Annotated in this window: 26 protein-coding genes, 2 tRNA genes and 1 pseudogene; 8 read left to right on the forward strand and 21 right to left on the reverse strand. The window is 43.1% G+C overall.

Features of this window, described 5'->3' with window-relative positions:
* The 7 genes from UQ64_RS00540 to UQ64_RS00570 form a co-directional block, all read right to left on the reverse strand.
* A partial coding sequence (locus tag UQ64_RS00540; RefSeq protein WP_156417409.1) for a helix-turn-helix domain-containing protein occupies positions 1 to 205 on the reverse strand: 205 nt, incomplete at its 3' end.
* A 71-nt stretch (positions 206 to 276) separates the two neighbouring features.
* Positions 277 to 606, reverse strand: a complete 330-nt coding sequence (locus tag UQ64_RS00545) for a class I SAM-dependent methyltransferase (protein WP_082650925.1) — start codon at positions 604 to 606, stop codon at positions 277 to 279.
* 89 nt (positions 607 to 695) lie between these two features.
* Positions 696 to 1,169 carry a GNAT family N-acetyltransferase gene (locus UQ64_RS00550; RefSeq protein ID WP_060621536.1) on the reverse strand — a complete coding sequence of 158 codons (474 nt, stop codon included), beginning with the start codon at positions 1,167 to 1,169 and terminating at the stop codon, positions 696 to 698.
* Between the two features lie 569 nt (positions 1,170 to 1,738).
* Positions 1,739 to 1,827 (reverse strand) — tRNA-Ser (locus UQ64_RS00555).
* 7 nt (positions 1,828 to 1,834) lie between these two features.
* Positions 1,835 to 1,910: transfer RNA gene (locus UQ64_RS00560), tRNA-Asn, on the reverse strand.
* A 152-nt stretch (positions 1,911 to 2,062) separates the two neighbouring features.
* Entirely contained in the window at positions 2,063 to 2,815 is a 753-nt protein-coding gene (locus UQ64_RS00565) for an MBL fold metallo-hydrolase (protein ID WP_060621538.1), read from the reverse strand.
* Positions 2,816 to 2,934: 119 nt separating this feature from the next.
* The gene (locus UQ64_RS00570) at positions 2,935 to 3,183 is read right to left on the reverse strand and encodes an Lrp/AsnC family transcriptional regulator (protein ID WP_209445672.1); all 249 of its coding nucleotides are present in this window, start codon (positions 3,181 to 3,183) and stop codon (positions 2,935 to 2,937) included.
* Positions 3,184 to 3,206: 23 nt separating this feature from the next.
* On the opposite strand from UQ64_RS00570, the gene UQ64_RS00575 reads away from it, so the two are divergent.
* On the forward strand, positions 3,207 to 3,845 hold the full coding sequence (locus tag UQ64_RS00575) for a pentapeptide repeat-containing protein (RefSeq protein WP_060621542.1): 639 nt from the start codon (positions 3,207 to 3,209) through the stop codon (positions 3,843 to 3,845).
* Positions 3,846 to 3,858: 13 nt separating this feature from the next.
* Here the strand turns inward: UQ64_RS00575 and UQ64_RS00580 are convergent, their stop codons facing one another.
* Positions 3,859 to 4,329: a SprT family protein gene (locus tag UQ64_RS00580; protein WP_082650940.1), complete on the reverse strand. Its 471-nt coding sequence runs from the start codon at positions 4,327 to 4,329 to the stop codon at positions 3,859 to 3,861.
* Between the two features lie 120 nt (positions 4,330 to 4,449).
* Here UQ64_RS00580 and UQ64_RS00585 point away from each other — a divergent pair, with 120 nt between their 5' ends.
* Entirely contained in the window at positions 4,450 to 4,812 is a 363-nt protein-coding gene (locus UQ64_RS00585) for a hypothetical protein (protein ID WP_042124766.1), read from the forward strand.
* Between the two features lie 65 nt (positions 4,813 to 4,877).
* Positions 4,878 to 5,015, forward strand: coding sequence for a cortex morphogenetic protein CmpA (cmpA, locus tag UQ64_RS30575; RefSeq protein WP_094874036.1), 138 nt, complete (start codon positions 4,878 to 4,880; stop codon positions 5,013 to 5,015).
* A 75-nt stretch (positions 5,016 to 5,090) separates the two neighbouring features.
* Here cmpA and UQ64_RS30580 read toward each other — a convergent pair whose 3' ends face one another.
* Positions 5,091 to 5,261: a hypothetical protein gene (locus UQ64_RS30580; RefSeq protein WP_156113060.1), complete on the reverse strand. Its 171-nt coding sequence runs from the start codon at positions 5,259 to 5,261 to the stop codon at positions 5,091 to 5,093.
* A 122-nt stretch (positions 5,262 to 5,383) separates the two neighbouring features.
* Positions 5,384 to 8,746 (reverse strand): tetratricopeptide repeat protein, encoded by a 3,363-nt coding sequence (locus UQ64_RS00590; protein WP_060621546.1) that lies wholly within the window; start codon positions 8,744 to 8,746, stop codon positions 5,384 to 5,386.
* Positions 8,747 to 8,920: 174 nt separating this feature from the next.
* Between UQ64_RS00590 and UQ64_RS00595 the strand changes: the two genes are divergently transcribed.
* Positions 8,921 to 9,814 (forward strand): AraC family transcriptional regulator, encoded by an 894-nt coding sequence (locus UQ64_RS00595; protein ID WP_060621549.1) that lies wholly within the window; start codon positions 8,921 to 8,923, stop codon positions 9,812 to 9,814.
* A gap of 65 nt (positions 9,815 to 9,879) precedes the next feature.
* Here the strand turns inward: UQ64_RS00595 and UQ64_RS00600 are convergent, their stop codons facing one another.
* Positions 9,880 to 10,374: a DinB family protein gene (locus tag UQ64_RS00600; RefSeq protein ID WP_060621550.1), complete on the reverse strand. Its 495-nt coding sequence runs from the start codon at positions 10,372 to 10,374 to the stop codon at positions 9,880 to 9,882.
* 167 nt (positions 10,375 to 10,541) lie between these two features.
* Here UQ64_RS00600 and UQ64_RS00605 point away from each other — a divergent pair, with 167 nt between their 5' ends.
* Positions 10,542 to 11,105: a CGNR zinc finger domain-containing protein gene (locus UQ64_RS00605; RefSeq protein WP_060621552.1), complete on the forward strand. Its 564-nt coding sequence runs from the start codon at positions 10,542 to 10,544 to the stop codon at positions 11,103 to 11,105.
* 379 nt (positions 11,106 to 11,484) lie between these two features.
* Here UQ64_RS00605 and UQ64_RS00610 read toward each other — a convergent pair whose 3' ends face one another.
* The 3 genes from UQ64_RS00610 to UQ64_RS00620 all read right to left on the reverse strand — a co-directional run bounded on the left by UQ64_RS00610 (position 11,485) and on the right by UQ64_RS00620 (position 12,892).
* A complete protein-coding gene (locus tag UQ64_RS00610; RefSeq protein WP_060621554.1) occupies positions 11,485 to 12,003 on the reverse strand; it encodes a GNAT family N-acetyltransferase in 519 nt (172 codons plus the stop codon).
* A 63-nt stretch (positions 12,004 to 12,066) separates the two neighbouring features.
* Positions 12,067 to 12,555: a DUF6933 domain-containing protein gene (locus tag UQ64_RS00615; RefSeq protein ID WP_060621556.1), complete on the reverse strand. Its 489-nt coding sequence runs from the start codon at positions 12,553 to 12,555 to the stop codon at positions 12,067 to 12,069.
* Positions 12,556 to 12,673: 118 nt separating this feature from the next.
* Positions 12,674 to 12,892, reverse strand: coding sequence for a hypothetical protein (locus UQ64_RS00620; RefSeq protein WP_060621558.1), 219 nt, complete (start codon positions 12,890 to 12,892; stop codon positions 12,674 to 12,676).
* A 248-nt stretch (positions 12,893 to 13,140) separates the two neighbouring features.
* Between UQ64_RS00620 and UQ64_RS00625 the strand changes: the two are divergent.
* Positions 13,141 to 13,822 (forward strand): annotated as a pseudogene (locus UQ64_RS00625) (SDR family oxidoreductase).
* Positions 13,823 to 13,907: 85 nt separating this feature from the next.
* Positions 13,908 to 14,870, forward strand: coding sequence for an S-layer homology domain-containing protein (locus tag UQ64_RS00630; protein ID WP_060621560.1), 963 nt, complete (start codon positions 13,908 to 13,910; stop codon positions 14,868 to 14,870).
* A 140-nt stretch (positions 14,871 to 15,010) separates the two neighbouring features.
* On the opposite strand, the gene UQ64_RS00635 is transcribed toward UQ64_RS00630, so the two are convergent.
* The gene (locus UQ64_RS00635; RefSeq protein ID WP_060621562.1) at positions 15,011 to 15,733 is read right to left on the reverse strand and encodes a hypothetical protein; all 723 of its coding nucleotides are present in this window, start codon (positions 15,731 to 15,733) and stop codon (positions 15,011 to 15,013) included.
* A gap of 169 nt (positions 15,734 to 15,902) precedes the next feature.
* On the opposite strand from UQ64_RS00635, the gene UQ64_RS00640 reads away from it, so the two are divergent.
* Positions 15,903 to 16,958, forward strand: coding sequence for a UvrB/UvrC motif-containing protein (locus tag UQ64_RS00640; protein WP_082650927.1), 1,056 nt, complete (start codon positions 15,903 to 15,905; stop codon positions 16,956 to 16,958).
* Between the two features lie 229 nt (positions 16,959 to 17,187).
* Here the strand turns inward: UQ64_RS00640 and pbfA are convergent, their stop codons facing one another.
* Genes pbfA through UQ64_RS00670 form a run of 6 tightly spaced genes read right to left on the reverse strand, consistent with a single transcriptional unit; the run spans position 17,188 to position 23,886 of the window.
* A complete protein-coding gene (gene pbfA, locus UQ64_RS00645; protein WP_060621566.1) occupies positions 17,188 to 18,543 on the reverse strand; it encodes a (R)-1-hydroxy-2-aminoethylphosphonate ammonia-lyase in 1,356 nt (451 codons plus the stop codon).
* A complete protein-coding gene (gene phnX / locus UQ64_RS00650) occupies positions 18,533 to 19,348 on the reverse strand; it encodes a phosphonoacetaldehyde hydrolase (RefSeq protein WP_060621568.1) in 816 nt (271 codons plus the stop codon). Before phnX ends, pbfA begins: the two co-directional genes overlap by 11 nt.
* Positions 19,345 to 20,439 (reverse strand): 2-aminoethylphosphonate--pyruvate transaminase, encoded by a 1,095-nt coding sequence (gene phnW / locus UQ64_RS00655; protein ID WP_060621570.1) that lies wholly within the window; start codon positions 20,437 to 20,439, stop codon positions 19,345 to 19,347. Before phnW ends, phnX begins: the two co-directional genes overlap by 4 nt.
* A gap of 25 nt (positions 20,440 to 20,464) precedes the next feature.
* Positions 20,465 to 21,475, reverse strand: coding sequence for an extracellular solute-binding protein (locus tag UQ64_RS00660; RefSeq protein WP_060621572.1), 1,011 nt, complete (start codon positions 21,473 to 21,475; stop codon positions 20,465 to 20,467).
* A gap of 46 nt (positions 21,476 to 21,521) precedes the next feature.
* Positions 21,522 to 23,141 (reverse strand): ABC transporter permease subunit, encoded by a 1,620-nt coding sequence (locus UQ64_RS00665; protein ID WP_060621574.1) that lies wholly within the window; start codon positions 23,139 to 23,141, stop codon positions 21,522 to 21,524.
* Positions 23,134 to 23,886, reverse strand: coding sequence for an ABC transporter ATP-binding protein (locus UQ64_RS00670; protein ID WP_060621576.1), 753 nt, complete (start codon positions 23,884 to 23,886; stop codon positions 23,134 to 23,136). Before UQ64_RS00670 ends, UQ64_RS00665 begins: the two co-directional genes overlap by 8 nt.
* Positions 23,887 to 24,024 lie beyond the last annotated feature (138 nt).

Consider the following 24,024-nt stretch of genomic DNA (forward strand, 5'->3'; position numbering starts at 1 on the left):
ACTTACTCCCTTCTCGACGTTCGCTATACGCGATCTGAGCGGTCTCAGCACGATAGGTATTTCCCTTGCTTCCTCGCTTCCGTTCTCTGGCAATGACGGAGTGATGACGCCCAAGTTCTGCCCCAATCGCTCGACTAGACCATCCCAATCCGTATAGTACTTCTAGTTTGCTTCGCTCCGTTATGCTAAGATGAGTGTAACCCATGGTGTGATTCTCCTTGTGTGAATGGTGTGTGGTAACTTCATTCTACACGAATCCCCATGGGCTTCCTCTGTTTAGCTGTCGCACTTCATATTACAATCCGTCATATGAAAAATAGAGTTATATGAATATACAAAACTCATCGACTCATCACTTATCGCCAACTGTCTCATGTCGCCTTGTTGTATGTTTAGATTCTGTCCTCTATCGGTTGCGAACTGATTAGCTCTGTTCATTTGTTCAACATTCATCTCTATTCCGTATGTAGCGTATCCATAATTCGCAAACAAACTTAGTGGAGGAGTATCCCCTCCTGCCCCACAATCTAATATGCTCTTTTCCATGCCACTTTCATTACATAATTCCAAAAATCTGTATAAGGGTATTTGTTTAAAAAGCTCCATAGTTGTCGGCTCCTTTGAATATTGCATTTTATGATTATGTGGATTTCAGGCTTAATAGGCTCTAGCTATCGCTTCATTCTAAGTTTACGCTACATCAAGGTCTTTTCATAAAAGACAATTGTCATTTTATCGTTAATATGTTTTGTCTCCCCTGTCTTTTGATATCCTAATTTTTCATAGAGGTAACAGTTTCCCTGCTCTTGTAATATTGAATCCAACTCCCAAACTCTCGCATCGTTATATTTATCTTCAATCATCGAAAATACCCTTTGAGCAATTCCTTTTCCTTGATGTTCAGGCAAAATAAATATCGGGCTCACACGATAGGCCTTATTCTCTTTCCTAACAATTCGAATGGCACCTACGTTAAGATCAGAGCTTTTAATAAGATAATATTCCGTAAATGATTGATTTAATCGATCTATTGTTCGTTCCACTGTTTCATTAGCAGGGCTAGTTTCATAATCTTGATATTTATTTAAAAAAGGCATGAAGGTTTTGATTTGCATTTCGTGAATAATCGAGGCTTCATTAAGACTTGATTTGAATAAAGTAATATCCATTTCACTACTCCTCCAACTACAAATTTATGACGTTGTATGATTTCATCGCAAGAATCTTCAAATCACCTTACTGAGGGTTAAGATCCTTCTTGTAGTAAAAGTGTTACTCCCAAGCGGAGCATCATCAATAGTCTGCTTCTTCCATTAATCTTTTCCCGTAACCTTGACTGAGAATTGAATTCAATAGTTTTTTTTCTGACGTAATCTGTTTCTTCGTTCCTCCTGATGGTTTATCTCTTTCATTGAATCCCCGCAATTCCAAAAGTCTCATTTATAACTTTCTCGTACTCATCCCATTTAAAATAATAAGGCCCAACATTGCGTTAGCTGATATAGCTGGATTCATGAAACTTAACAAGTAAACATTCGCCTTTCTCACTCTATTCACCTTCCAAAATATTGAATATAATCACTAATAATTCACTTTAAAAAAGACAAATCACTACTTAAAGTGATCTGCCCCAGGTACTTCCTCTAATCCATATATGTCGCATTTAGCCACTGCAAAATAATTTTATACAACAAAAAAAGAGCTCCCAGAAAGGAAGCTCTTCTTATGTAATTCAGAACGGAGAGAGTGGGATTCGAACCCACGCACCGCTTACGCAGTCTAACCCCTTAGCAGAGGGTCCCCTTATAGCCACTTGGGTATCTCTCCATAAAAATGGCTCCCCGAACAGGACTCGAACCTGTGACAACTCGATTAACAGTCGAGTGCTCTACCAACTGAGCTATCAGGGAACATTAGAAGTAAATTAGAAGTGAACATGAATTAATTTATCATGATTTGAAGGTCTAGTCAAGCGGGTAAAATAATTATTGTGATCGTTTTCAAATTCAAGAATTTTTTCTGCCTGTAGCTAGATTTAAAAAGGGATTACTCCCCCTATAGTTTATACGTAACACCATTCTCCATCTTCCGGAAGCAGTACTCGATCCTGTAGCTCCTCCTTCTCCAAGTGAGCTTTTAGCTTATCCCGGGTAACAAGGCAATGGTTGATGGCGTTCATGTGTACAGCGATCACCTTAGTAGAAGGAGCATATTCACATAAATCTACGACATCCTGCTCGTTCATTGTGATATGACCTCCGGTTAAAAACTGCGCTCCACCTGCATTAACGATCGTCACCTCAGGTTTAAATACTTCAAATGCCATCTTCACTTCATCACACCAAATCGTGTCCCCTGCCAAATACAAATCAGGTTCACTTTCCGCCTGAAATACAAACCCGGAAACCTTGCCCATAAGCTGACCAATCTCTCCAGTTCCATGCTGTCCACCGGTACGTGTTATAGTTATTCCTTGAAATGTTAGCTTATCGCTGATTTCTGAGACGTTCTCAAATCCCTGCTCTACTAGGGTATCCCCATCTCCTTCCTGACATAATAGCGGTAGATCATGCGGCAACAAAGAAATCGCAGCGGCATCCCAATGATCTGGATGAAGATGCGTGACCAGTATTGCATTAGGTCTCAACCATTGTTCTACTGCTCCCGGCAAAGGAACGAGCGGATTGCGGCGATCATTGTCTGTATTAAAAATAGGAGGATTAGCACCTTGCTCACTCAACATAGGATCAATTAAAAATGTACTTCCCCCATACTCCAACCATAGAGTCGCATTGCGAATATGCTGTATTTTCATCGTAAGCCCTTCTTTCTTTCAGATATCTTCTGCTACAATTAATTATAGAAGGATCTTGAATTAGAATACATTGAGATTGGAAAGAGGTTGACCTGTTCTACTTTCACGCAGAAAGGATTTTAGTTCTCTTGGTTTTCCGTACGAACACGAATCCAATAGCAACCTTCTCCGCTGACTCGATGCATTTCTTTTACACTATCATGCTGCTTAGCGAATGTCTGAAAGGCTGGATGTACCGTATTCGAACCTAGAAAAACCGTTATAAAGGCATGGATCATCTCGCCCACTTTATCTGGATTCCAGCGGACAGTGTAACCTTCAATCACTCCGGTGTCCTGCACTATGATAGTTAATTTAATTAGAAACAAGCATTCATTAAATGGAGGTACATATGAAATTCAAAATGGATTCACCAAAAATATCAGATCCAGACGCTCTACTCCCTGAGCAAATATACTCGCTGCAAACCAAAGATGAATTCAGTCGTTGCAGCATAAGCGATACAGTTATTGATAATCAAGAGGCGAATAAAGTCAGCTTTGATCAAGTGGTTTTTAAAAATGTTACGATTATCGAGTCGTCCTTAACTGGGATTGAACTGATGGATGTAATTTTTGAGCGATGTGATCTATCCAATGTGGATTTTACGAATGCAATTGTTCATCGAACCGAATTCAGGAACTGCAAGCTCATCGGTACGGACTTCACAAGAGGCAGATTCCAGAATGTTCGCGTGGTAGATTGTATCGGGGATTTCGCAACATTTCGAATGGCTAATCTGAAGCAGGTTGCTTTTGAGAATAGTTCATTGATGAGCTCTGATTACTACCAATCGAATTTCCAGAAAGTCAGCTTCAGCGAATGTAATATGGATCAAGCCACATTGTCAGGATCAAAGCTTAACGGGATCGATCTTAGTGACTGCGAGTTTAGTGGCTTGATCGTGGATATACAAGATTTGGAGGGATGTATCATTTCGCCTCAGCAAGCTGTTTCCTTTGTTGGATTGATGGGTCTGGTTATAAAATAACGTGCTGTTCTACTTACTGGACTTCCAGCGCTAGCAGCTTCAGCTTACCCGAACATTTGCCGCAGCGGTAGCGCTTTGGGTCTACTTTTCGCTTACGCGGATACTCCATAGCACATGCTGTACAGATCAGCTTGTACCGGTAAGGGAGTGACTTTCGAGCTTTCGCACCCGACAATGTCTGACAATAGCGACTCCCGCCGACTTGTGCCAGCAGTCTTTTGAAATCAGTGTCACGATGCATATACCCTCGCTTCGCCAAATGCAGATGATAATGACAGAGCTCGTGTTTTATAATCTTCTCCGTCTCTTCTCTACCGAACATAGCAAGCTGATGGGGATTAATCTCTATATTATGGCTCTTGGTAAAATATCGACCGCCTGTTGAAGATAATCGGCTGTTAAAGCTTGCCTTGTGCCTAAAGGGTACGCCAAAGCTGTCCCGTGATACCTGCTCAATCCACAGCTGCAGCTCTTCGTTGCTCATCGTTTCCATAGCGTTCTATCACAAGTCCTTTCCACGGGAATTAAGATCTCTACTTGAATTGTAACTTGTGCATAGGCTAAACTGTCAAGAAGGAAGACAAGTACGGAGGGAGAATGACCAATGCCGAAAATGCGGTATGTAATTTTGCAGCAACATCAAGAATTGCAATTCGTGGAAATGCCCGAGGAATATGCGTACCAGCTAAGTGCGCTCAATTTACGTCTAAACAAAGAAATCGACAAGCTGACAGCCGATAATGTACCGGATCTGCCCTTAGCCATTGCTGAGTGTGATTCATTGGATCTGCTACGCGAAGATTACTCCCTGGAGTCCGGTCTGGATTATATCAATAGATTGGAACAGGCCTTTGCCTCTGTTCAGGAGCAAAAGAACTATCCACTCATCTCCCTACTGACCGAGATTCGGGCGCTGCAAGCTCAATTAGAGCAGTGGTACGAAGAGGAAGCAGAAAGCATTCTGTAAATCGTCACCTTTAGGCTCATTTCTCCATATGCTAACTTACGTAAGCAGTTAGAGGAGTGATACCTTTGCCACAGTGGCTCTGCCATCAACTGATGAAAGCCTATTACAAAAAAGACCGCCGTCAGATCAAGCTGCTGAACGAGTGCTGGTTCTTTTATCGTAATTCTGCGGAATCACCGGATTCCATCCAGAGAAATTTATAGGATTCGTTAAATTCAAAAATCCATCCCGCTACTTACAGGGGATGGATTTTTGTATAGGATTCGTTGGAATCCGAATTAGAACATAGGGAATACATATCTGACCAAGAAGAAAAGTGCTCCGAAAAAAATAATAATATAAGCAGCATATTTAATAAAGGTAGATGCGACAACACTGGAATCCGATTTCCGTTGCACCTCTGTATGCTCCACTTCAACGCTTCTATCTTTATAGCCCGGTTCCATCATCAATCTCTCCTTTCGAATATAGGCTGGTAGATAGTCTCCATTAACCCGGGGCTTTCAGAGTTGAAACAAAATTCCAAATCGAACCAGTTATTTTCCGGCATCATGAAACTGCTTTATTTCTTTTATGATTCCAAGCACATCGCCTTGTGAATTCGAGCTCCCTGATGGTTAGGCTCCAAGTGCAATGCTTCTTCAAATCGTTCTTTCGCTTCTGCCATTTTCCCTAAGCCTAATAAACCTAAACCCATCATGAACAAGCAATGAATTTGATTGCGTCTATTCAGATCATCCTCAAATACGAGGAAATCAGGTAAGGATACGGCAAAATAATCAATCTTCACCTCATCAAAGAGATGTCTTTCTGCGAAATCGATCAGCTTATTAAAACGCCGGTTCGCTTCCTTCGGATGATTCAGCTGTACCCATGCTAAGCCCTGATAGAAGATCATTTCTGGCGGCTGATCGTTGTAGTACATCGCGCTGGCTGGTTCTTTCAAGCCTTGAGACGCAATCGCCCAGTGTCGTGCAGCTTCTTGCATCTTGCCTAATCCCTTATAAGCCACACCAAGCTCGTAATACACATTATTCTCTTGCGCACCATCGAGCTTACCCTCACCTAAATTCTCTGGATAATGAAGCGCACGTGTTAATAATGAGATAGCCTCTTCATATTGGCCTACCTGATTCGCCTGCTTACTCAGTTCAACAAGCGCCAAAACATATTGCCCCGTAGCTTTCCCTTCGCCACCTTCCCATGGATGGAATTGGCGACGTAATAGAACTGACAAAGCATCTTCATGCTTGCTAAGCAAATTCAGCAGGGTCACATATTCAAGGTATAGATCATCCCGCTTCTCCACCAGCTCCATATACTGGTGCAGTCTTGCCATCCGCTCCTGAGCAGAAACACCCATCTTCTTATACAATTGGTCCAACTCGTAGAATACTCTCGCATCATTCGTATTGCACTGGAAAGCATGTTCAAGTGACTGCAAGGAAGCCTCAGCATCATTACGCTTATTGTAATAAGCAAGCGCAAGGTTACGATGAACCGTCGGGAAACGATCATCAAGTGCGACGGATTGCTCCCAATGGCGAATGGCATCGTCGGTACGTTTTTTATCATAGAATAGATTTCCTAGATAATAATGAGCCTTACTATCTAGCGGATTGCAGGCAATCGCGCTTTCTAATACCTGCAGCTCAAACAAGCTGTTCGGGAAGCAATAATCAGAAGATGCTGCTTGAGCAAGCTGAAGCTGCGCTGTCGCATCTTCCTCACGGCCCATTTTCTCGTGTACATAAGCCAATGTGTAATGCACCATCGGATAATTGGGTTCATTCGATGTCCTACGAATTTGCTCTAACACCTGTGCAGCTTCCGCGAACAACCCACTACCTGCATAATCGGAAGCTAGATTTAAATAGTTATGCACATCGTTTCGCATGAATCGTGCAAGCTTCATCTGAGCCTCAGCTGCTTCCTCTTGTCGCCCGAGCAATGTAAGCGTAAGCACTCTCTCATACGCTGCCCCGAAGTCCGCGATATCTAGTTTCAATGTCTCCTCTGCGAATGTAATCGCCTCAGAGTAACGTCCAAGCTTGCGTAAAAGTGCTGTTTTTACATGTCTTGATTTATAGTTTCTTGTGTTACGTGCCAAAGCTCTAGTTGCAAGTTCCAACGCTTCTTCATACGCCCCACGTTCACAAGCAATTTGACTCAATGCATAGTATCCACTGTCTTGAAATGCTGCAGACCATACCGCCTTGTAGAAGGCAGCAAATGCTTCTTCCTTGCGATCCTGCAGTCTGAGAACTACACCAAGCTGATAGTATGCTTCACTATCATATGGATTCGGATTGCGCCAAGTCAGCGATCGTATAGCCGTACGGAAATGATTTTCCGCTTGCTTGAACAATCCTCGACGAAGCAGCAGCGTCCCATAAGCCACATTAAGCCGAATATCGGATGCATCTCTTCTTAAGCCTTCTTCATAATAATGCTCTGGCTCGAACGTGGCATGACGGTATTGCTCCAGGTGAACTCCAGCCAAATACAACTGCTCTGTGCTTTTTAATTCTTCCGGTAGTGGAAGTGGCTTAGCTGCATCTGGAACCTGTTCAATGCTAGGCTTCGCTGGACGATAAGATATGAGGCTGTTTCCGTTCACATCAAACACCGTTAGGATTAAGTGATGCGGCTGATCCACTTTATCTAACGTAATGACAGATTTATAGGTTAATTCTGGAGAGAGCGTAACGGTATCCTTCACGTACGTTCTATGCTGACCTCTAAGTTCAATAACCGCTCCCTCGAATACCGAAGTTCCATAGGCCATCACAGTGGCAGTCTGTAAAGTCTCATCCACCTCAAGATTAACGGCGGCATTAATAGAAGCATTTTTCACAACACCGATGTTCTTATATGGCATGAAATATTGTGTAAATGACTTCTCTTCATACGGCTGGAGCCAAGTGAAATCGGGTTGATTATCCGTAAATACCCCAGTCATTAATTCAATATAGGGTCCGTCCTCATCGGTTAAATTACGGTCCCACGCTTGACCAAATTCACCGTTCCCCCAAGTCCACTGTTTTTTACCCGGAGATACATGGTGATTCGCTACGTGAAGCAGACCCGCTTCAACCCCATGATCATAACCGCCCACGAAATTATATTCGGATTTGTACGCCATGTATGAGGTAGGAACAGGAATATTTTTATAGCGCGAAATATCTACACCTTCGGAATAGTCCATCTTGTAATACGTTCCTGTTGCAATAGGGAATCTGGACACATCACGCTTACCATGGTCGAATACGGCTGTGACATCCGGTGGAAACACCGATTGCGTATGGTCATTGACTGCAACCGCAGGGTTTGCCCACCATAAGAAGGTTTGTGGCTCCGAAGTTCGGTTATATAGCTGTGCTGTAACTTCGAGATAGGCTTTTCCAGGATGCAGCGTGAAGCCCGTTGTGACCTTCGTTCCATACATCCGGTCAATTTCACTCACCCATACGGTTGCACTGCCATCTTCATTCTCCGTAATTACATGCTCCACAGGGCCAAACGTGTTCGGACGATGATGCTGCGGCCAGTTAAATTCAATTCCACCTGAAATCCATGGTCCTGTCAGACCAACAAGCGCAGGTTTAATCACGCGATTATAATAAACAAAATCATAATTGTTCGTTTTATCCAGAGCACGATAGATACGGCCGCCAATTTCAGGCATGATCTCGATGCGTACATATTCATTTTCGAGCATTACCATCTGATACGATTTCATTTCTTTCTCATCCATAATTTTATCAACCACAGGATGTGGATATACTCGCCCCGAGCTGCCTTGATAGACTCGCTTCTCGAGGAACATTGGATTTTTATCGGGTTCACCTGTTTCATAGGTAGGAATTTCAACCATTTCCTCCCATATGCGGACGCTGTTCGTTAAGATTGTAGAAGGCTCTTTCATACTCATTTCGTTCTCTCCTCCTTCGTGATATAGCTCTAATTTATCGTTGCAAGCGCTTTTAAACAATTGACGATAATCTGTAACTGATGGACAATATTCTTATCCTAAAAATAATATTTTCCTTATGAATAGGTTGTTATTTCAAATAAATAAATTATGTTCTTAAAAAGGAGGGTTATCATGACAGATATCTCACTAAAGCCGGATGGCTTCGATGAGCAGAAGCTTTTTGTGCTGCCCGATTTCATGATGAATGAATTACAGGAGAATCCGTTGACGAATTCCTTCTATGTGAGTGACATTGGCTGCTTCCCAAGCGCGAAGTTTCATTATCGAGAACGTCCACAAGGATGTGACTCGCATATTCTTATGTATTGCGTACAGGGTGAAGGGTGGATGGAGCGTCATCACAATAAGCTGATCCAAATAAAATCAAGACAATTAGCTGTCATTCCTGCCGGAACTCCCCATCGATATGGTGCTTTGGATGAGGATCCCTGGACGATCTACTGGATGCATCTAAAAGGAACACATGCTGCTGCGTTAATTCAAACTTATGCCATGGATGTAGAGCCACTAACCTTTACACTGAACCTTCATACCCAATGGATCGAGGATTTCGAGCAATGTTATGCCCTGTTATCGGATAAGCCTTATGCCATGAGTAATCATATCTATGTGTCTCAGTGTATTCGTCATCTGATCAGCCATGTGGGATTGAGCAACATGAACGCTGAGCAAGATAAAAAGAACGAACGTTATCTTGAGCAAGCCATTCGTTACATGACGGATCGAATCAACAGCTCCATTTCACTCCCGGATTTAGCGAAGCATATGGGGTTATCGAAGCAGCATCTAATTTATCTATTTAATCAAGAAACCGGGGTTCCCCCGATTGAATTCTATCTGCGCCTCAAAATGCAGCGTGCCAGTCAACTGCTAGCATTAACCGATCTACATATTAAAGAAATCGCTAGTGCTATCGGGATGCAGGACCCCTACTACTTTTCTAGATTGTTCAAAAAAATAATGGGATGCTCGCCGACTCAATATCGAAGCACCCCAAAAGGTTAAAATAAAGAAAAACCACACGACCGCTGCACCAGGTAAACCAGTATAGAGGAGTGTGGCTTATATTTTTAATTAAAACTACGGTTGGAAACCCAGGAACCTTGCAGTTTACGAAGCATAATAATTTGTCCGGTGTGGTATGAATCATGCAGGATAAGACTCATTACCTCTTCCCCTGGGGCGTGACCCGAACCACCCCAATCATATGCGCCTTCTTCCAACGCCTCAATAATTTCTCTAAGAGCAGCATGCACGTCCTTCAGATCTGCAACAGCCTTCGCCCATGCTTCTTCCCCTTCCGTTGTTACAGTGAAGGTATCATCGTTGCTTTCAGCATCAGGTTGTTTGGGCAACCCTTTTAACTTTCGCAGCAAACGCACCTTATAATATGTTAGATGGTTAACCGTTTCCCAGATGGAATTGGCCGCACCACCTTCTGGTTTCCAAAGAGCCTGTTTACTGTCCACACCTTCCAGTGCATCACTTAACGGCGGGGCCCAATCCTCGATATCCATGCAATAATCCCAATTTTGCAGCAGAACCTCACTGATTTTATTTTGCATGTTAACCTCCTAATACTAACCGAATTATGTAACTACTCAAACCATATTATAGTGGTTACAAAAGAAATGTATCATAATTCCAGCGTTCATTCAAGTAACTAGCTAATCTTATTTTTAACTGTTACAATTGTTGTAATCGAGAGTTGTGCGGAAAGGAGGAACAGACCGTGTTGTGGGAGGATTTCATCAACAGTTACTGGCGGGATTGGCGAAAAGGGGATAAGAATAAGGATCGGGACAGGCTCGATGAAGAGAAGTGGGTTTCTAAATGGCTGAGGGAGTATGCTCTATTTGAAACACAGATGCCGAATGCGATAGAACTGGAACAGCTAAAAAAGCTTCGCTCCCTACTGTGGGGCTGGGTACAGGCCATTGTACAAGGAAAGTCGATGGATGAAGATATGCTGAAGCAACTCAATCTCTATATGGACAAGGGTCCTGTTACGCGGCGAATGGTATGGAAAAGCGACGAGCAAGCGGAGATTTCATTATTGCCACTACATAGCGGTTGGGAGCAGGTGATGGCGGAGATAGCGGCATCTTTTGCGGAGGCATTGCTTGAAAAAGAGCCTTCTCGATTCCGCATCTGCGATAATCCTGATTGTCTCTGGGTGTATTACGATGATACACGCAATCGTTCTAAGCGGTACTGCGATGATAAGGCATGTGGCAACCTCATGAAGGTGAGACGGTTCCGGGCTCGAAAGAAGGCTGAGTCTGAGGGGGAATGAAGTCAGTAAGCTAACGTGCTTGTTTATCGTTCACGCTCTCCCAACCTTTAAACCACCTTATTTTTTAGCAAAAAAATATTTATAAATAATTTCCCTCCTTCTCTGTGTAGCTTTTGCGCGGACTAAATTGAATCATGGGATCATCATGACTTTAATTGTATTCTATACACTTAAAAACTAATAAATTCAGATCCATAGAGTCATAAATCACGAAAATAGGTGCACGAAATACAGTTATATCCTTTGAAAAGTCATTCTTGGGATTTTAGTTGTACAAAATACAGTTAAAAGCTTCTACACATCGCTTCCGTTGGCGCTCAACTGAAATTTTAGAGGGAGGATGATCATACGACCTAAAAACCCCTTATATTTTGCTGGCTTAACCCCCAACAATCCTAATCTCCCTCCACCCGATCATAATCTCTTCAACGATCTCATTTCCAATCTTGACCTCTTTCATCGAAACAGATTGACCCCCCACTTTATGGTAGAAATGAATCGCTGGATTGCCCACCAGCACCCAGGTCATGAACGAGCTATAATTTTTCTCCAATAAATTCTGCGCCACACTTCTTATCAGTTGTTTCCCTATACCTTTTCCTTGGTGCTCCTTAAGCAAATATAGTGCGTAAAGCTCCGCATCGAAGAGATCTGGCTCTCTTCGCGCCCCTCCATTTGCAAAGCCAATGATCATCCCAGCCTCATCTTCAGCAACATACATCACCTCGTCTTTATTGGGATTTTCAAAATTCTGAATCCAGCGCTTCCTTCTAGCTTCTACTGTGAAATTATCAAGAAACTCGTCTGATATTAACCCTTTATACGTGGTTTTCCAACTCGAAGCGTGGACGAAAGCGATCCCGTCTATATCACTAGCTGTTGCTTCTCTGATCTTCAATTTATTTTCCCCCTTTAGATTTCTGATAAGAGCTTCAGCTAGTCCAACATTGACATTACTTACTTATGAATAATAACCTCTTAAGGATTCTCTAAAGACATTAATGGGCTCTTTATAATCAATGGGTTTATATATAATAGTGTTCAACCACTTATTCCTCTCAAACAAACTGTTGAAATCACTTTGAGCTACCGAATTGTATAGTGTTATTTCATTCATTGTTCCAAGTACACTTTTATTATTTGTACGGGATATAGCTATTTCTCCGGCCTCTAATAAATACTGATTTATGAGCTGCTTCTTAAAACCCTCCTGCAATAAATACTCTTTAAGTTCTATTCTGAACTTTTCAACCAATTTATCAGCTTGGCCACTTCTTATTCCATCCAATACTATACATAACCGGCTTTCATCATGAACAAATAAAATATGTTTTTTTCTGAGCTGCATAATATTCACATGCCAACTGAAAAATGAGGAGATCTCTTCCACTTCTACTGGAGCTACTTTCATATCTTTTAATAATTTCTGAGTATATCTAAGTACTAACATCGCTGTCACTCTCCTTAGTTTTTTCGTACTACCTGTATGGTCACAAGTCCCTTCTATCTCACTTATCCCTGCAACGCCTTCCGCACACTTAATATATATTTCGCTTGATCCAGCGGGTTCACCCCCCCCGGCGGGTGCGCTCTGCGGATACGTCTGGAGGACATTCTTCATAGCCGGCAAAAAAAGAAGTAAACGTGCTGCGCCCCTTCGTATAGGAGCTTAAAGTAACGGGATAATCAAGCGACGTTGCCAGCGGCAAACGCCCTTCGATGATCATCCGCTCGCCTTGCAGCACAGGCGGCTCGAACGTGCCGCGCATCTGAACGAGGTCGTTCATCACGCGACCGCCATTTTCCTCAGGGACCACGATGCGAACCTGTAATCCGTTCTGCTCCCTGCTGCTGAATCATCTATAGTTCCCCTATCATGAGCTAGATTGATCTAAATTTATATCGTACACATCCTTATGTCTCATAGTAATACATCCCTCCTTGTTGTTCCACCCTCCTGCTAAATTGGTTAAATTCAGCTATGCCGGGTATGTAATTACTAATAAGAAATCTAACGCCAAGGAGGAAATTCATCATGACAGATAAACGTTTGCAGGATAAAGTTGCAGTAGTCACAGGCGCAGGCTCCGGTATTGGAAAAGCTACAGCCATACGGTTTGCCCAGCACGGAGCTAAGGTATATATGCTTGACCGCACACCTGAGGAATCCTATGAAACTAAACGTGAAATTGAATCCATTGCAGGAACAGCTACAGTTATCGAATGCGATGTTTCCAATCCAGGTCTTGTCGAAGAAAGTATTCGTAAGGTTGCGGATGATGCTCGGAAGATTGATATTATTTTTGCTAATGCCGGCATTAATGATACATGGGCTCCAATCGAAACACTAGAAATCGAAGATTGGGACCAGACGCTGGATACCAACCTACGCAGTACCTTTGCTACAGTAAAATATGCCATCCCCCATATGAAAGAAAATGGCTGCGCTAGAGCTAGCGCAATATGGTATCCGCGTAAATGCGGTCTGTCCTGGATCGATCGACACTCAAATTGGGGATAATACAGATAAGAACGATGATCTTCAGGAAGTGAAGATTCCTGTAGAATTTCCGGAAGGCAATCATCCACTGGAAGATGCGCCCGGTAAACCTGAGCAAGTAGCCAATCTAGTATTATTTCTCGCCTCGGATGAGTCTTTTCATGTCACAGGAACTGAGATTCATGTAGATGGCGCCAAGTCGCTCTTGCGCGGATAACGTTTTATCTGAATCTTTATAATATTTTTAATTAGATGCAACATTTTGGTCTAATCTACCATCTAAGAGTATGGAGGTGACGCAAATGAAAAAACCATTATTCATAAATAACGCTAAAAAAATGACGATAGCCTGCGGCATTCTAGCAGCAAGCCTGTCATTTGGAGCATCCGCTTTTGCGTTTTCGGATTTGAAAGGTGATCCTGCGGAAGCAAAAATCAACTCTTTGCATAAAGAGGGGATTATAAATGGAGTAGACAAAGATAAATTTGCTCCTAAATCTAAAGTTAGCTTTGCCCAAGGGATACAGTTCATCGTTGGTGGTCTGAATCTGTCTCCAAAGCCAGAGGCGGGTAACGGCTCATCCAAAGCCAGTGATTATTTTGATAAGGTGAACGATAAATCCTGGTATGCTTCAGCTTTCCTGACTGCCAAGCAAAATGGCCTATCACTCGATCGGACAGTGGATCCTAACGGAACCATCACCCGTGCTCAGTTCGCTCACTTATTGACGCAAGCGCTGCAAAGTAAAGGGAACTTCCCTGTTACGCTGATGTATGTAGACATTAAGGATGGCGATAAACTCTCTCCAGAGGTTATAAATAGTCTCCAAATCCTGCTGAATACACATATTGCCACACTCGATAAGAACGGAAATTTCCGGCCAAATGATGCCATTACCCGCTCGGAAGCAGCCGCTATGACTTATGATGCAGCCGCTTTTGCCAAACGTGTAATTGTGTCTAATGGCAACCCCACTACTCCAACCTACGAAACTGAGGTTACACTAACCAAAGCGGGTGAAGGGGTAAACAAAGCTACGCTGACCGTTAACAACTTGCCGCACCCGGGATATGGTCTGGTAATTGAGCGAATCGAATTTGGCAAAGACAAGACCGCTGTGATTTATTTTAATGTGACAGCACCTGAACCAGGAAAAATGTACGCACAGGTGATCTCAAAAGCATCTGTTGTCACTTATTTGCCAGAGGGATATAAAGCGATCGCTAAATCGGTATCCGGATCTACATCTAGCGCTACGCAATAAAAGCTCCGGACTCGATTCTTATGGAACGAATCAAACGAAGGTACCCCAAAAGCCGTGTAATGGCTACTGAGGCACCTTCGTTTTTTGGGTTCTCCCCCATGTTCTAAACTACACTAGGACTAATAAGAATTCCCTGCTTCTCAGGGCGTCCATTGATCATGAATAATACCTACTAGTGCATGATCCTCTCCAATCTTCTCAAAAACTAGGCGCAAGCTGCGCCAGTCCATCCCTTCCACAGAAGGATCGATTCCCTTAATATGATATTCAACGAAATCATATTGCTCCTTGGGATACACTTCGTTTAAGTTATTGATCGTCGTACCTTGCCCAAGCCCCTTGTTCACAGCAATTTCTGCTGTCTGAATGAAGTCTGCATCGTAGACAAACCGCTTGTAGTAATCTGCGAATGTCAGCTCAATTAAATCACCCGATCCAGCAAATGTTCGCCAGACTCTTTTGGTAGAGTCATTCATTAATCCTTCCACTTCATCCTTGCTAAATACAAGATCATTCTTCGTATCCACGTATGCGTATGGAGAAAAACGTAACCCTTTTTCTGAATGTACCCATGCGGCCAATTGCTTCATATCCTTATTCCTGAGAGATTTCATTACCGTAGAGGCTGCTTCCTCAACTAATGGCGGCAAGCCCTCTAGATCCTGTGGCTGCTCCGTGCTTGATGGCTCTGTCTCCTGTGGTGGTTCCGTCGTAGCGACTGGCCGTGCCGTTTGTGACTGCTCTGGCGTCTGGGTCTGTGTCTGTTTCGGCTCCGTTCCCGCTTCTGGCGTTCCTCTGCATGCTGTAAGCCATAACATAGCTGCTATCAGCGCCAAACCACCGATATTTCTTGCGAAGTACATAAGATCCCTCCTCGTCTTTGATCCCTCGCTCTTTAGACTGATTTGAACAAATGAAGGTTGCAAGCTTATACTAAAACTATCAATCATACAAATCTCATGAGAGGGAGGGGTTACTATTCATTTAACAGAAAAACTTAAAAGCCTTCCCCTAACTCCCGGCGTATATCTCATGAAGGATAGCCTCGGTCATATTATATATGTGGGTAAGGCGAAGCAGTTGAAACGGAGAGTTAAGTCCTATTTTCAAAACTCGAAGTCTCATTCCCCAAAGGTAAAACAGCTCGTTCGACATATTAAAGATTTGGATATCATCCTTACTGATACCGAATTTGAAGCTTTCATGCTAGAGTGCAAATTAATTAAAGAAATAAAGCCCATGTACAATAGAAAAATGAAAAATCCGCAGGCCTATACGTATATCGTAATAGGAACGGATGATAAAATGCGTACATTAGATATAACCTATGATCCTGCTGTCCAAAAAGGTAACCAGATTTGGGGTCCCTATACAAGTAGAAGTACCGTGGAAAGAGCCGTGCAAGGCATCAAGGAAAGCTCAAAAATCCTTTGCAGCAATCCAAGCTTCAAAAAATCTTTATGCCTAAACCATTCGCTTGGCTTATGCATAGGGATGTGTGCAGGCGGCGATGCTGCCGTTCAATATAAATATAATACAATCATTGATAAAGTCATAGCCCTACTAAACGGAACGGATTCCAGCCTTCTTGTGGCGATGGAGCAACAGATGACTGAAGCTGCAGAACAATTTGACTTCGAAACCGCCGCCAAATACAGGGATTATATCGGAGCCATCAGCTTCCTGAATCACAAAGAGAAGGTTATCGAATTCGCTGCAGAGAATCAGAATATCGCGATCCTTGAGGCCATGGATGAACAGACACTTAAGCTGATATTGCTCAAAGGCAATCGCATCCTGGCGCATACTAAGCTCGAATACGCTCAACCCGATATTACCTACCTGCAATCCGTTATAACATCAGCGATTATGGATACTTTCTGCGGTGAACTTAACCAGGCCCCGGTAGCAATTACTCGCCATGAAATTGACGAAGCACAAATTATATACAGCTATTTAAAAAGCAGCTCCTGCAGCTATATCATCGTTCAAGAGGATTGGCCTGCAGATAAAACTCATTCCCGTCTAGACACTGCGGTGGACGAGCTGTTGCGTATCTTTTTAAATGCTGCTCCAGCCCATTCATAAATTTTTAATTATAGGTATGGATCGTGACTACGACAAAGGCGGGCGCTATCGCTCCTGCAGTTCATTTTATATGTTAACGACTGCCTGCCTTTGCAGGCTTCGTTTTTCGGTTTCGGTTCAACAATCTTTTATACCGTAGAGCAGGTCCATCACTCCTTAAACGACAAAAAAGGCTCCTTCAGCCCCATCTACGGAGCGGAAGAAACCTGCTTTGAAGCTTGCATATCTCTCAACTATATTTACACAATCCTTCATCCAGAAGATTAACAGCAAAAGTTAATTGCTCTTCAGATACAATAAGCGGAGGATGCCAAGTGATGCAGTTCCCTCCTGCCAATTTAAAAGAAAGCCCATTCTCCAAGCAATAATACAGGACTCGCTCAGCTAATTCCTCATTCTTCTCTTTAGTCTCTCTGGACTTCACAAGTTCAATGGAGCTCAGTAGTCCAGCAATACGGACATCTCCTATACAAAGATGTTTAGCCGACAGAGCCTCAAACCTTCCTCTTACAAATTCAGACCTGCTGATACATTGTTCCTGCAGATTTAAGTCATCGATATAATCGATGGTGGCACAGATCGCCGCACTTCCTAACGCGGGTTTCTCATGGGTATAGTGACCCAAAGAAATATCCCCCGCACAATCATATTGCGTTCTGGTAAGCACCGCAGCTTGCGGGATCACCCCTCCACCTAACCCTTTTCCGAGCACGAGGATATCCGGTTCGATTTCAAAATTCTGATGGACATAGAACTTTCCGCTTCGCATCAGCGCTGTTGGAATCTCATCCAAAATCAGCAGAATCCCATATTCATCACATATTTTTCTTAATCTTGTGAAATAGGATTTAGGCGGGATATGTGTATCCGTCGCCCGAATAGGCTCAAGTAAGATGGCCCCAATCTCACCCTCATACTGAATCATATACTCCAGATAGTCGAGGCAGAAAGTGGCCACTGCTTCATGGGAGTGACTTCCCAGCAGGTTGCGGTACCCGTTGAAAGGAATGGCTTTCAGCATCCCTGGCATTTGCGGGCCCATATCTTTTTTAAACACATATTCCCCGCCGACGGCGATCGCGTCCAGCCCTGCACCATGAAAGGACTCCCACATGGAGATGACCTTATGTTTCCCCGTCCATTTGCGAGCAATTTTCAGGGCCAGACCTACGGCTGCACTCCCGGAAGGAGTGAATAATACTTTATAATCCTTCGAGGTCGTTTTGTTGATTAAGGCTTCCGCAGCTTTCACCGCAATATCTGCCGTAAATCTTCTTGGAATGAATGGTAGCTCTTCAAGCTGTTTTTTCACAGCTTCAGTTACGTAAGGATTCTTATAGCCAATCTGATGAATGCTATTTCCATGAAAATCAAGATATTTACGTCCATTCACATCTGTGATATAACATCCCTCAGCATCTACGATACTGTTCAAGCACGGTGTTGACATGGATTGTCGCATATATACACGCTCATCCGCTTCGATCCTATCGATACTCACAGCGCTTAACTGGGTCATCCACTCTGTCCGCAAGGGGCTAAAGTTGATGTCGCCTTCTCTTTTCAGCTCATGATTATCTCGCATAAGGTCTGATTCCTTGAGAAATCAGGACATTTATTCGCCCAATCAGCTGAGGTAGCTCACTCATCGATTGAATCGTAAAGTCTGCGCCGTTTTGTATAAAAGAGGTCTGTGTCGCAGAGATCACCGTTTCCTTCTCCACGTCTGAAAGTGCATTAAACTCCTCCTGGCTTAATCCCATTTCAGAGCTTCCAATGATTACACCTACGGACCAGACGCCTGCATTAACACCTTCTTGAATGTCTGAAATCGTATCGCCTACCTTAACAACCTTCCATGCTGCCGATAACTTTAAAGCTTCCATATTATGATAAATCATATAGGGGTAAGGTCTTCCCAGCGAATGTGTTCCATCTGGCGTGATTACGTAATCCGGTTGATAACCCTTCCCAGCGGCATTCGGAATTACAACATCCATCATGGACTCTGTATATCCAGTGGTTGAACCAATCTTTAGTCCTTGACTTCTGAGCACTTGGACGGTCTCAATAACCTGCGGAATCGGATCAGTATATTCGGATAAGGATGCCATCAGGGCCGGTTCGAATTCAGCATACAGGTTCTCTACATCCTGTTCAGTAAAAGCTCTGCCATACTTTTCTTCCCACAAGGCACCTACTCTTGGCATGGATAACATCGCACGGATATGGTCTATTTTCAGCATCCCCATAGGGGCTCTTGCTTCCTGCATCGTAACTTCAATCCCAGCTTCCCGAAAAATATCAAGGAACACATTCACCGGTGCAAAGCAGCCAAAATCAACCGCTGTTCCTGCCCAATCCAGAATTACGCCTTCAACTTGATTCATTGTGTCATTCCTCCCATGTATGCTTCGATAATATTACATAAGTTCTGAATGTCTTCTTCGTATATCTCACCAATATTTCCAATCCGGAAGGTGTCATGCTCCGTTAATTTGCCTGGGTAGAGGACGTATCCTTTTTCTTTCACATATTCATAGAAATCTTCAAAGCTGAATGTCTCATTTGGAAAAAGAAAGGTGGTTATTATTGGAGATTGCTTATCGTCTGTGATATACGGCTCTATTCCTATTCTCGCAAGTCTTTCTCTCAGTACGCGGTTATTATTCTGGTATCTTGCTGCCCTTGCAGGAATGCCGCCTTCTTCGATTAGTTCTTCAATCGCTCTCGAAAATGCAGCCACTACATGGGTTGGTGACGTATAGCGCCATTTCCCATCCGCGTCCATCGCCTTCCATTGATCATATAAATCAAGCGATAGACTACGTGCATTCCCTTTACATGCCAACAGCTTCTCCAGCTTCGCAATGACAAATCCAAACCCCGGAACACCCTGAATACATTTATTAGCGCTGCTGATTAAATAGTCAATTCCAAGCCCAGGGACATCCATCTCTATTCCGCCGAAGCTGCTCATCGCGTCGATAATTAATGCTTTATCGTAGGCTTTTGCCAGTTGTGAGATCATCTCAAGCGGATTAAGAATCCCCGTCGTCGTCTCGCAATGCACCATCGCAATATGGGTAATGGCTGGGTCCTCTTCGAGAATCCCTCTAATCTCTGCTTCTTGTGGGAATTCATTATATGGAGCACTATGCGCACGATAATGAAGTCCGATATACTCAGCCATTTGCACGATACGTTCACCGTAGGCACCATTTGTAATAATCAGAAGCTTATCATCCGCTGAAATCGCCGTAGTTAACACGGATTCCACTGCAAACGTACCGCTGCCTTGCATAAGAACAGTCGTGTACTCTTGGTTCGTTGCACCCGCTAAATCCAGTAAGCTTGATCTAATCTGTTGCGTAATGTTCTTATAGTCTTGGTCCCAAGTACAACGGTCAAAGAGCATTTGCTCTTTGACCGTGTTAGTAGTTGTCAATGGACCTGGTGTCAGCAGTTTATAGTTGTTCATGGCCCTACACTCCTTCTAATCTTTTTTATTTCGCATCTTTAAAGAATTGTTGATGTTGTTCCAGCAATTCCACAGTCAACGGCTTAGCAAAATTCATACTGTGTGCAGGTTTATGGATATCACTAACTGTTTCATCTTTATAGAGAGCCACTGGGTAATTTGTAATTAAGTCTTTTCTAGCATCTTTAATAATCGTCTCTGCCATTTTCATTGCCAGCTCTGTTGTTGCATCGTCTTTTTTCACCACAGCTACAGATTCTGTAAGCGAGAAGTTACCTTCTGTCGGATCTACATAGTCAATCGGTGCGCCTTCTTCTTTAGCCAATACTGCTTGATGACGAAGTCCAAAGCCTGCAGCTACTTCTCCTGCTTTCACCTTTTTAATCGGACCGGAACCGGAGCTCTCTAAATGTGGGCCTACATTAGCAACCAAATCATGCAGAACTGTTTTACCTTCCTCATCCCCATATTGCGAAATAATCGCCTGCACCAACAACCAGGCTGTCGAGGAGTCCATAATATTCGGAACGGATACCAAGCCTTTGAATTCTGGTTTCGTCAAATCTTTAATCGTGGTTGGCATCGTCAAGCCTTTATCTTTAAGCACCGCTGTGTTTACAAAAATAGCACCGGTATTCGCCAAGATCGGCGTATAGTAGGCTGGATAGGAATCTAGCGCGTTAGCCGTGAACGATAGATCTTTAAACATGTTGTGTTTCTCTTGCGCACTTTCTACAAAATAAGAGCTCATCGTGATCAGGTTAGCCTCTATTTTGTCTCCCTCTGCCATCAGCTTTCCACCCAGCTCAGAAGTACCCAACGATTGAAAGAGATATTGCCCTTCGTACCCCGCACCTTTTAGCGCAGTCTCCATAGAGGCTACAGCTTCTTCATCCGCATTGGTCAAAATCACTACTTTACTCGCTTCACCAGCTGTTTTGTTACCACAACCTGCTAATGTAAACACCAAACTCAAAGCTACAATAGATAACATAATACCCTTGATTCCCTTGATTCCCTTAATTCTCTTAGACATAATTTCTCCCTCACTTTAACTAGTTTAGTTATATTAAAATCGTTAATTAACGAGAGTTTGACTGCCGTTTCTGGAGATAGTCACCTAGGAGCTTAATAACAAGGTTGGTGCAAAAGATCAGGATGGATAGGACAAACACCTCATTAAATTTGGCGAAATGCTGCAGCTCTTTTATTTTGCTGGCCACTACCGAGGTTTGGGCCGTTACTAGAAAGATAATTCCGCTAATCGTCACCATCGCATTGATAAAATAGTAGCTGACCATCTCGATCACTGTGGATGCAGAGTTCGGCAGAATGACCCGGCGGATCGTCTGCAGCCAGCTGTCACCTAATAATTCAGCAGTGGTTTCCCACGATGGATTCATTTTCGCCAAAGAGTTCTTGGCCATCAAATAAGGAGTCGTAAAGTAATGAACAAGGGTGCAGAGCACAAGAATCGTAAAGGTTCCTTTGAGGCTGCTGTTATTGAACAGAAGTAAATACGACAGACCAAGGACCATACCCGGTACCGTGTTCGTCACCATCGATAGGATGTCAAAAGTCGCTTTCCCTTTTATAGGCGTTCGCACATTGATGATAGCCGCAGCATAAGCCACGATCGTACCTACGATTGCCGTCAACCCTGCTACGAGCAAGGAATTTTTATATACATTGATTAAATCGCTTGATTGAAAAACATCCACAAAATGCTTGAACGTAAACGTTAGATCATAAGGATAGCCCTTCATCAGTGGGGCAACGAACATGACAGCAAACACAGCCAGTAGCCCGATTAGAATCACGGATGAGATCAATCCAAGAACCGAATCTCTGCCTTTATTCCGGATCATCTCGATTTCAGTCACCTTGTCATAATGGAAATTGAACTTTTCGAGATACGTTAACAGCACAACCCCAAACGCCGCCGGAATTAACATCAGTACTGCAATAACTGCCCCATTGTTGAAATCCGGTATAGCCCCAAGCATGACCTGATACAGCTGAGTAGCAACCACGTTATACGTCCCCCCCACCGATGCAGGAATCCCAAAATCCGTGAAGCTTAGGATAAATGAAAGAACAAACGCCCCTCCCAAAGTACCCCACAAAGGCCGAACGATCGTGTTCATGAAGCTTCGCAGCGTCCCATCCCCCATAAGCTTGGATACGACGATGAACTTTTTATCAATGTACTTGAACGAATTATGAATCAGCAGGAAAGCCGAAGGTAAGGTGTAAATTACATAGCCTATCAACAGACCATTAAATCCATAAATCTCGAATAAATTCCTTCCGAAAATTTTAGTAATCAGCCCCTGGTTGCCGAAAGAGTACATTATCGCAAACCCGTAAGTAATCGTAGGCAGCAGCATGGGAATCAGAATTCCAGTTCTAATGATGCTTTTTAACGGGCGATAGATTCTTGTACAGTGGATAGAATAGGCTAGGATAAAAGCTAGAACCGTCGTGATGAGTGCCGTAACACCGGAGACCTTCATACTATTTCCGATGGACTCGCGAATCTCTTGATCTGCCAGAATGGTGAGATAATTGGATACCGAATAACCTTGGCCCGTATCAAATGAGCGGATGAATAACACCGCCAACGGCAAAATCAGGAAAACGATAAATAACAATACGATTGGGATAAAAATGATCCGCATTTCCGGTTTAGCTTTAGGCATAATGTTCACCGAACAGGTTATAGATATTATCCCGTTTCACTTGCAGTTGCCCTAGAATAAATTCTTTTACAAAATCATTGCTAGGTTGTTGAATGATCTCTTGCGGCGTTCCGAATTGGGCAATATGACCTTGATTAATGATGAGAATTTTATCCGACAGGGTTAACGCCTCTTCAGGGTCATGGGTGACGATAATCGTCGTAAGTTTATATTCTCTGGCGATGGATTTGATCCGAGCTTTAATGGACTCCTTGATGATTCCATCCAGTGCGCTTAGAGGTTCATCGAGCAGTAATAATTTGGGCTTCATTACGAGCGTTCTTGCCAAAGCCACTCTTTGCTTCTGCCCACCCGATAGAGCGCCGATCTTCTTCGTTAAATGCGGCTTTAATTCCAGAAACTCGATATACTCCTGAATCTCATGCTCCGACGTTAATCCTTTTTTATTTTTTAATCCATAAACGATATTCTCGTAAGCATTTAAGTTAGGGAACAACGCATAATCTTGGAACACTATATTAAATCCGCGTTTCTTCATCGGTACATTACTCAAATCTTGATCGTTAAAAATGATTTTTCCTTGCTCCATTTTTGCCAGTCCCAAGATGATGTTTAGCAAGGTGGTTTTGCCACTCCCGCTGGGACCGAGTAAGGAGACAATTTCCCCTGCTTGGATACTTAAGCTAATATCCTCTAGAACAACCTTGTTATCGTAATGCTTGCTTATGTTTTGTAATTTAAGCAAAGGTTCCACCTCCTCAAGTACAACCTTAGTATAAAAAGGTTTTGTTTTTGAGGATAAACAGTTACGTAAAATGTATGTAAACTTTAAGTAAGTTGTGACTATATTATAATCATATCATGACTAACTTACAAAGGTATT

The sequence above is a fragment of the Paenibacillus etheri genome (assembly GCF_001012825.1).
Taxonomy (GTDB): Bacteria; Bacillota; Bacilli; order Paenibacillales; family Paenibacillaceae; genus Paenibacillus_AQ; species Paenibacillus_AQ etheri.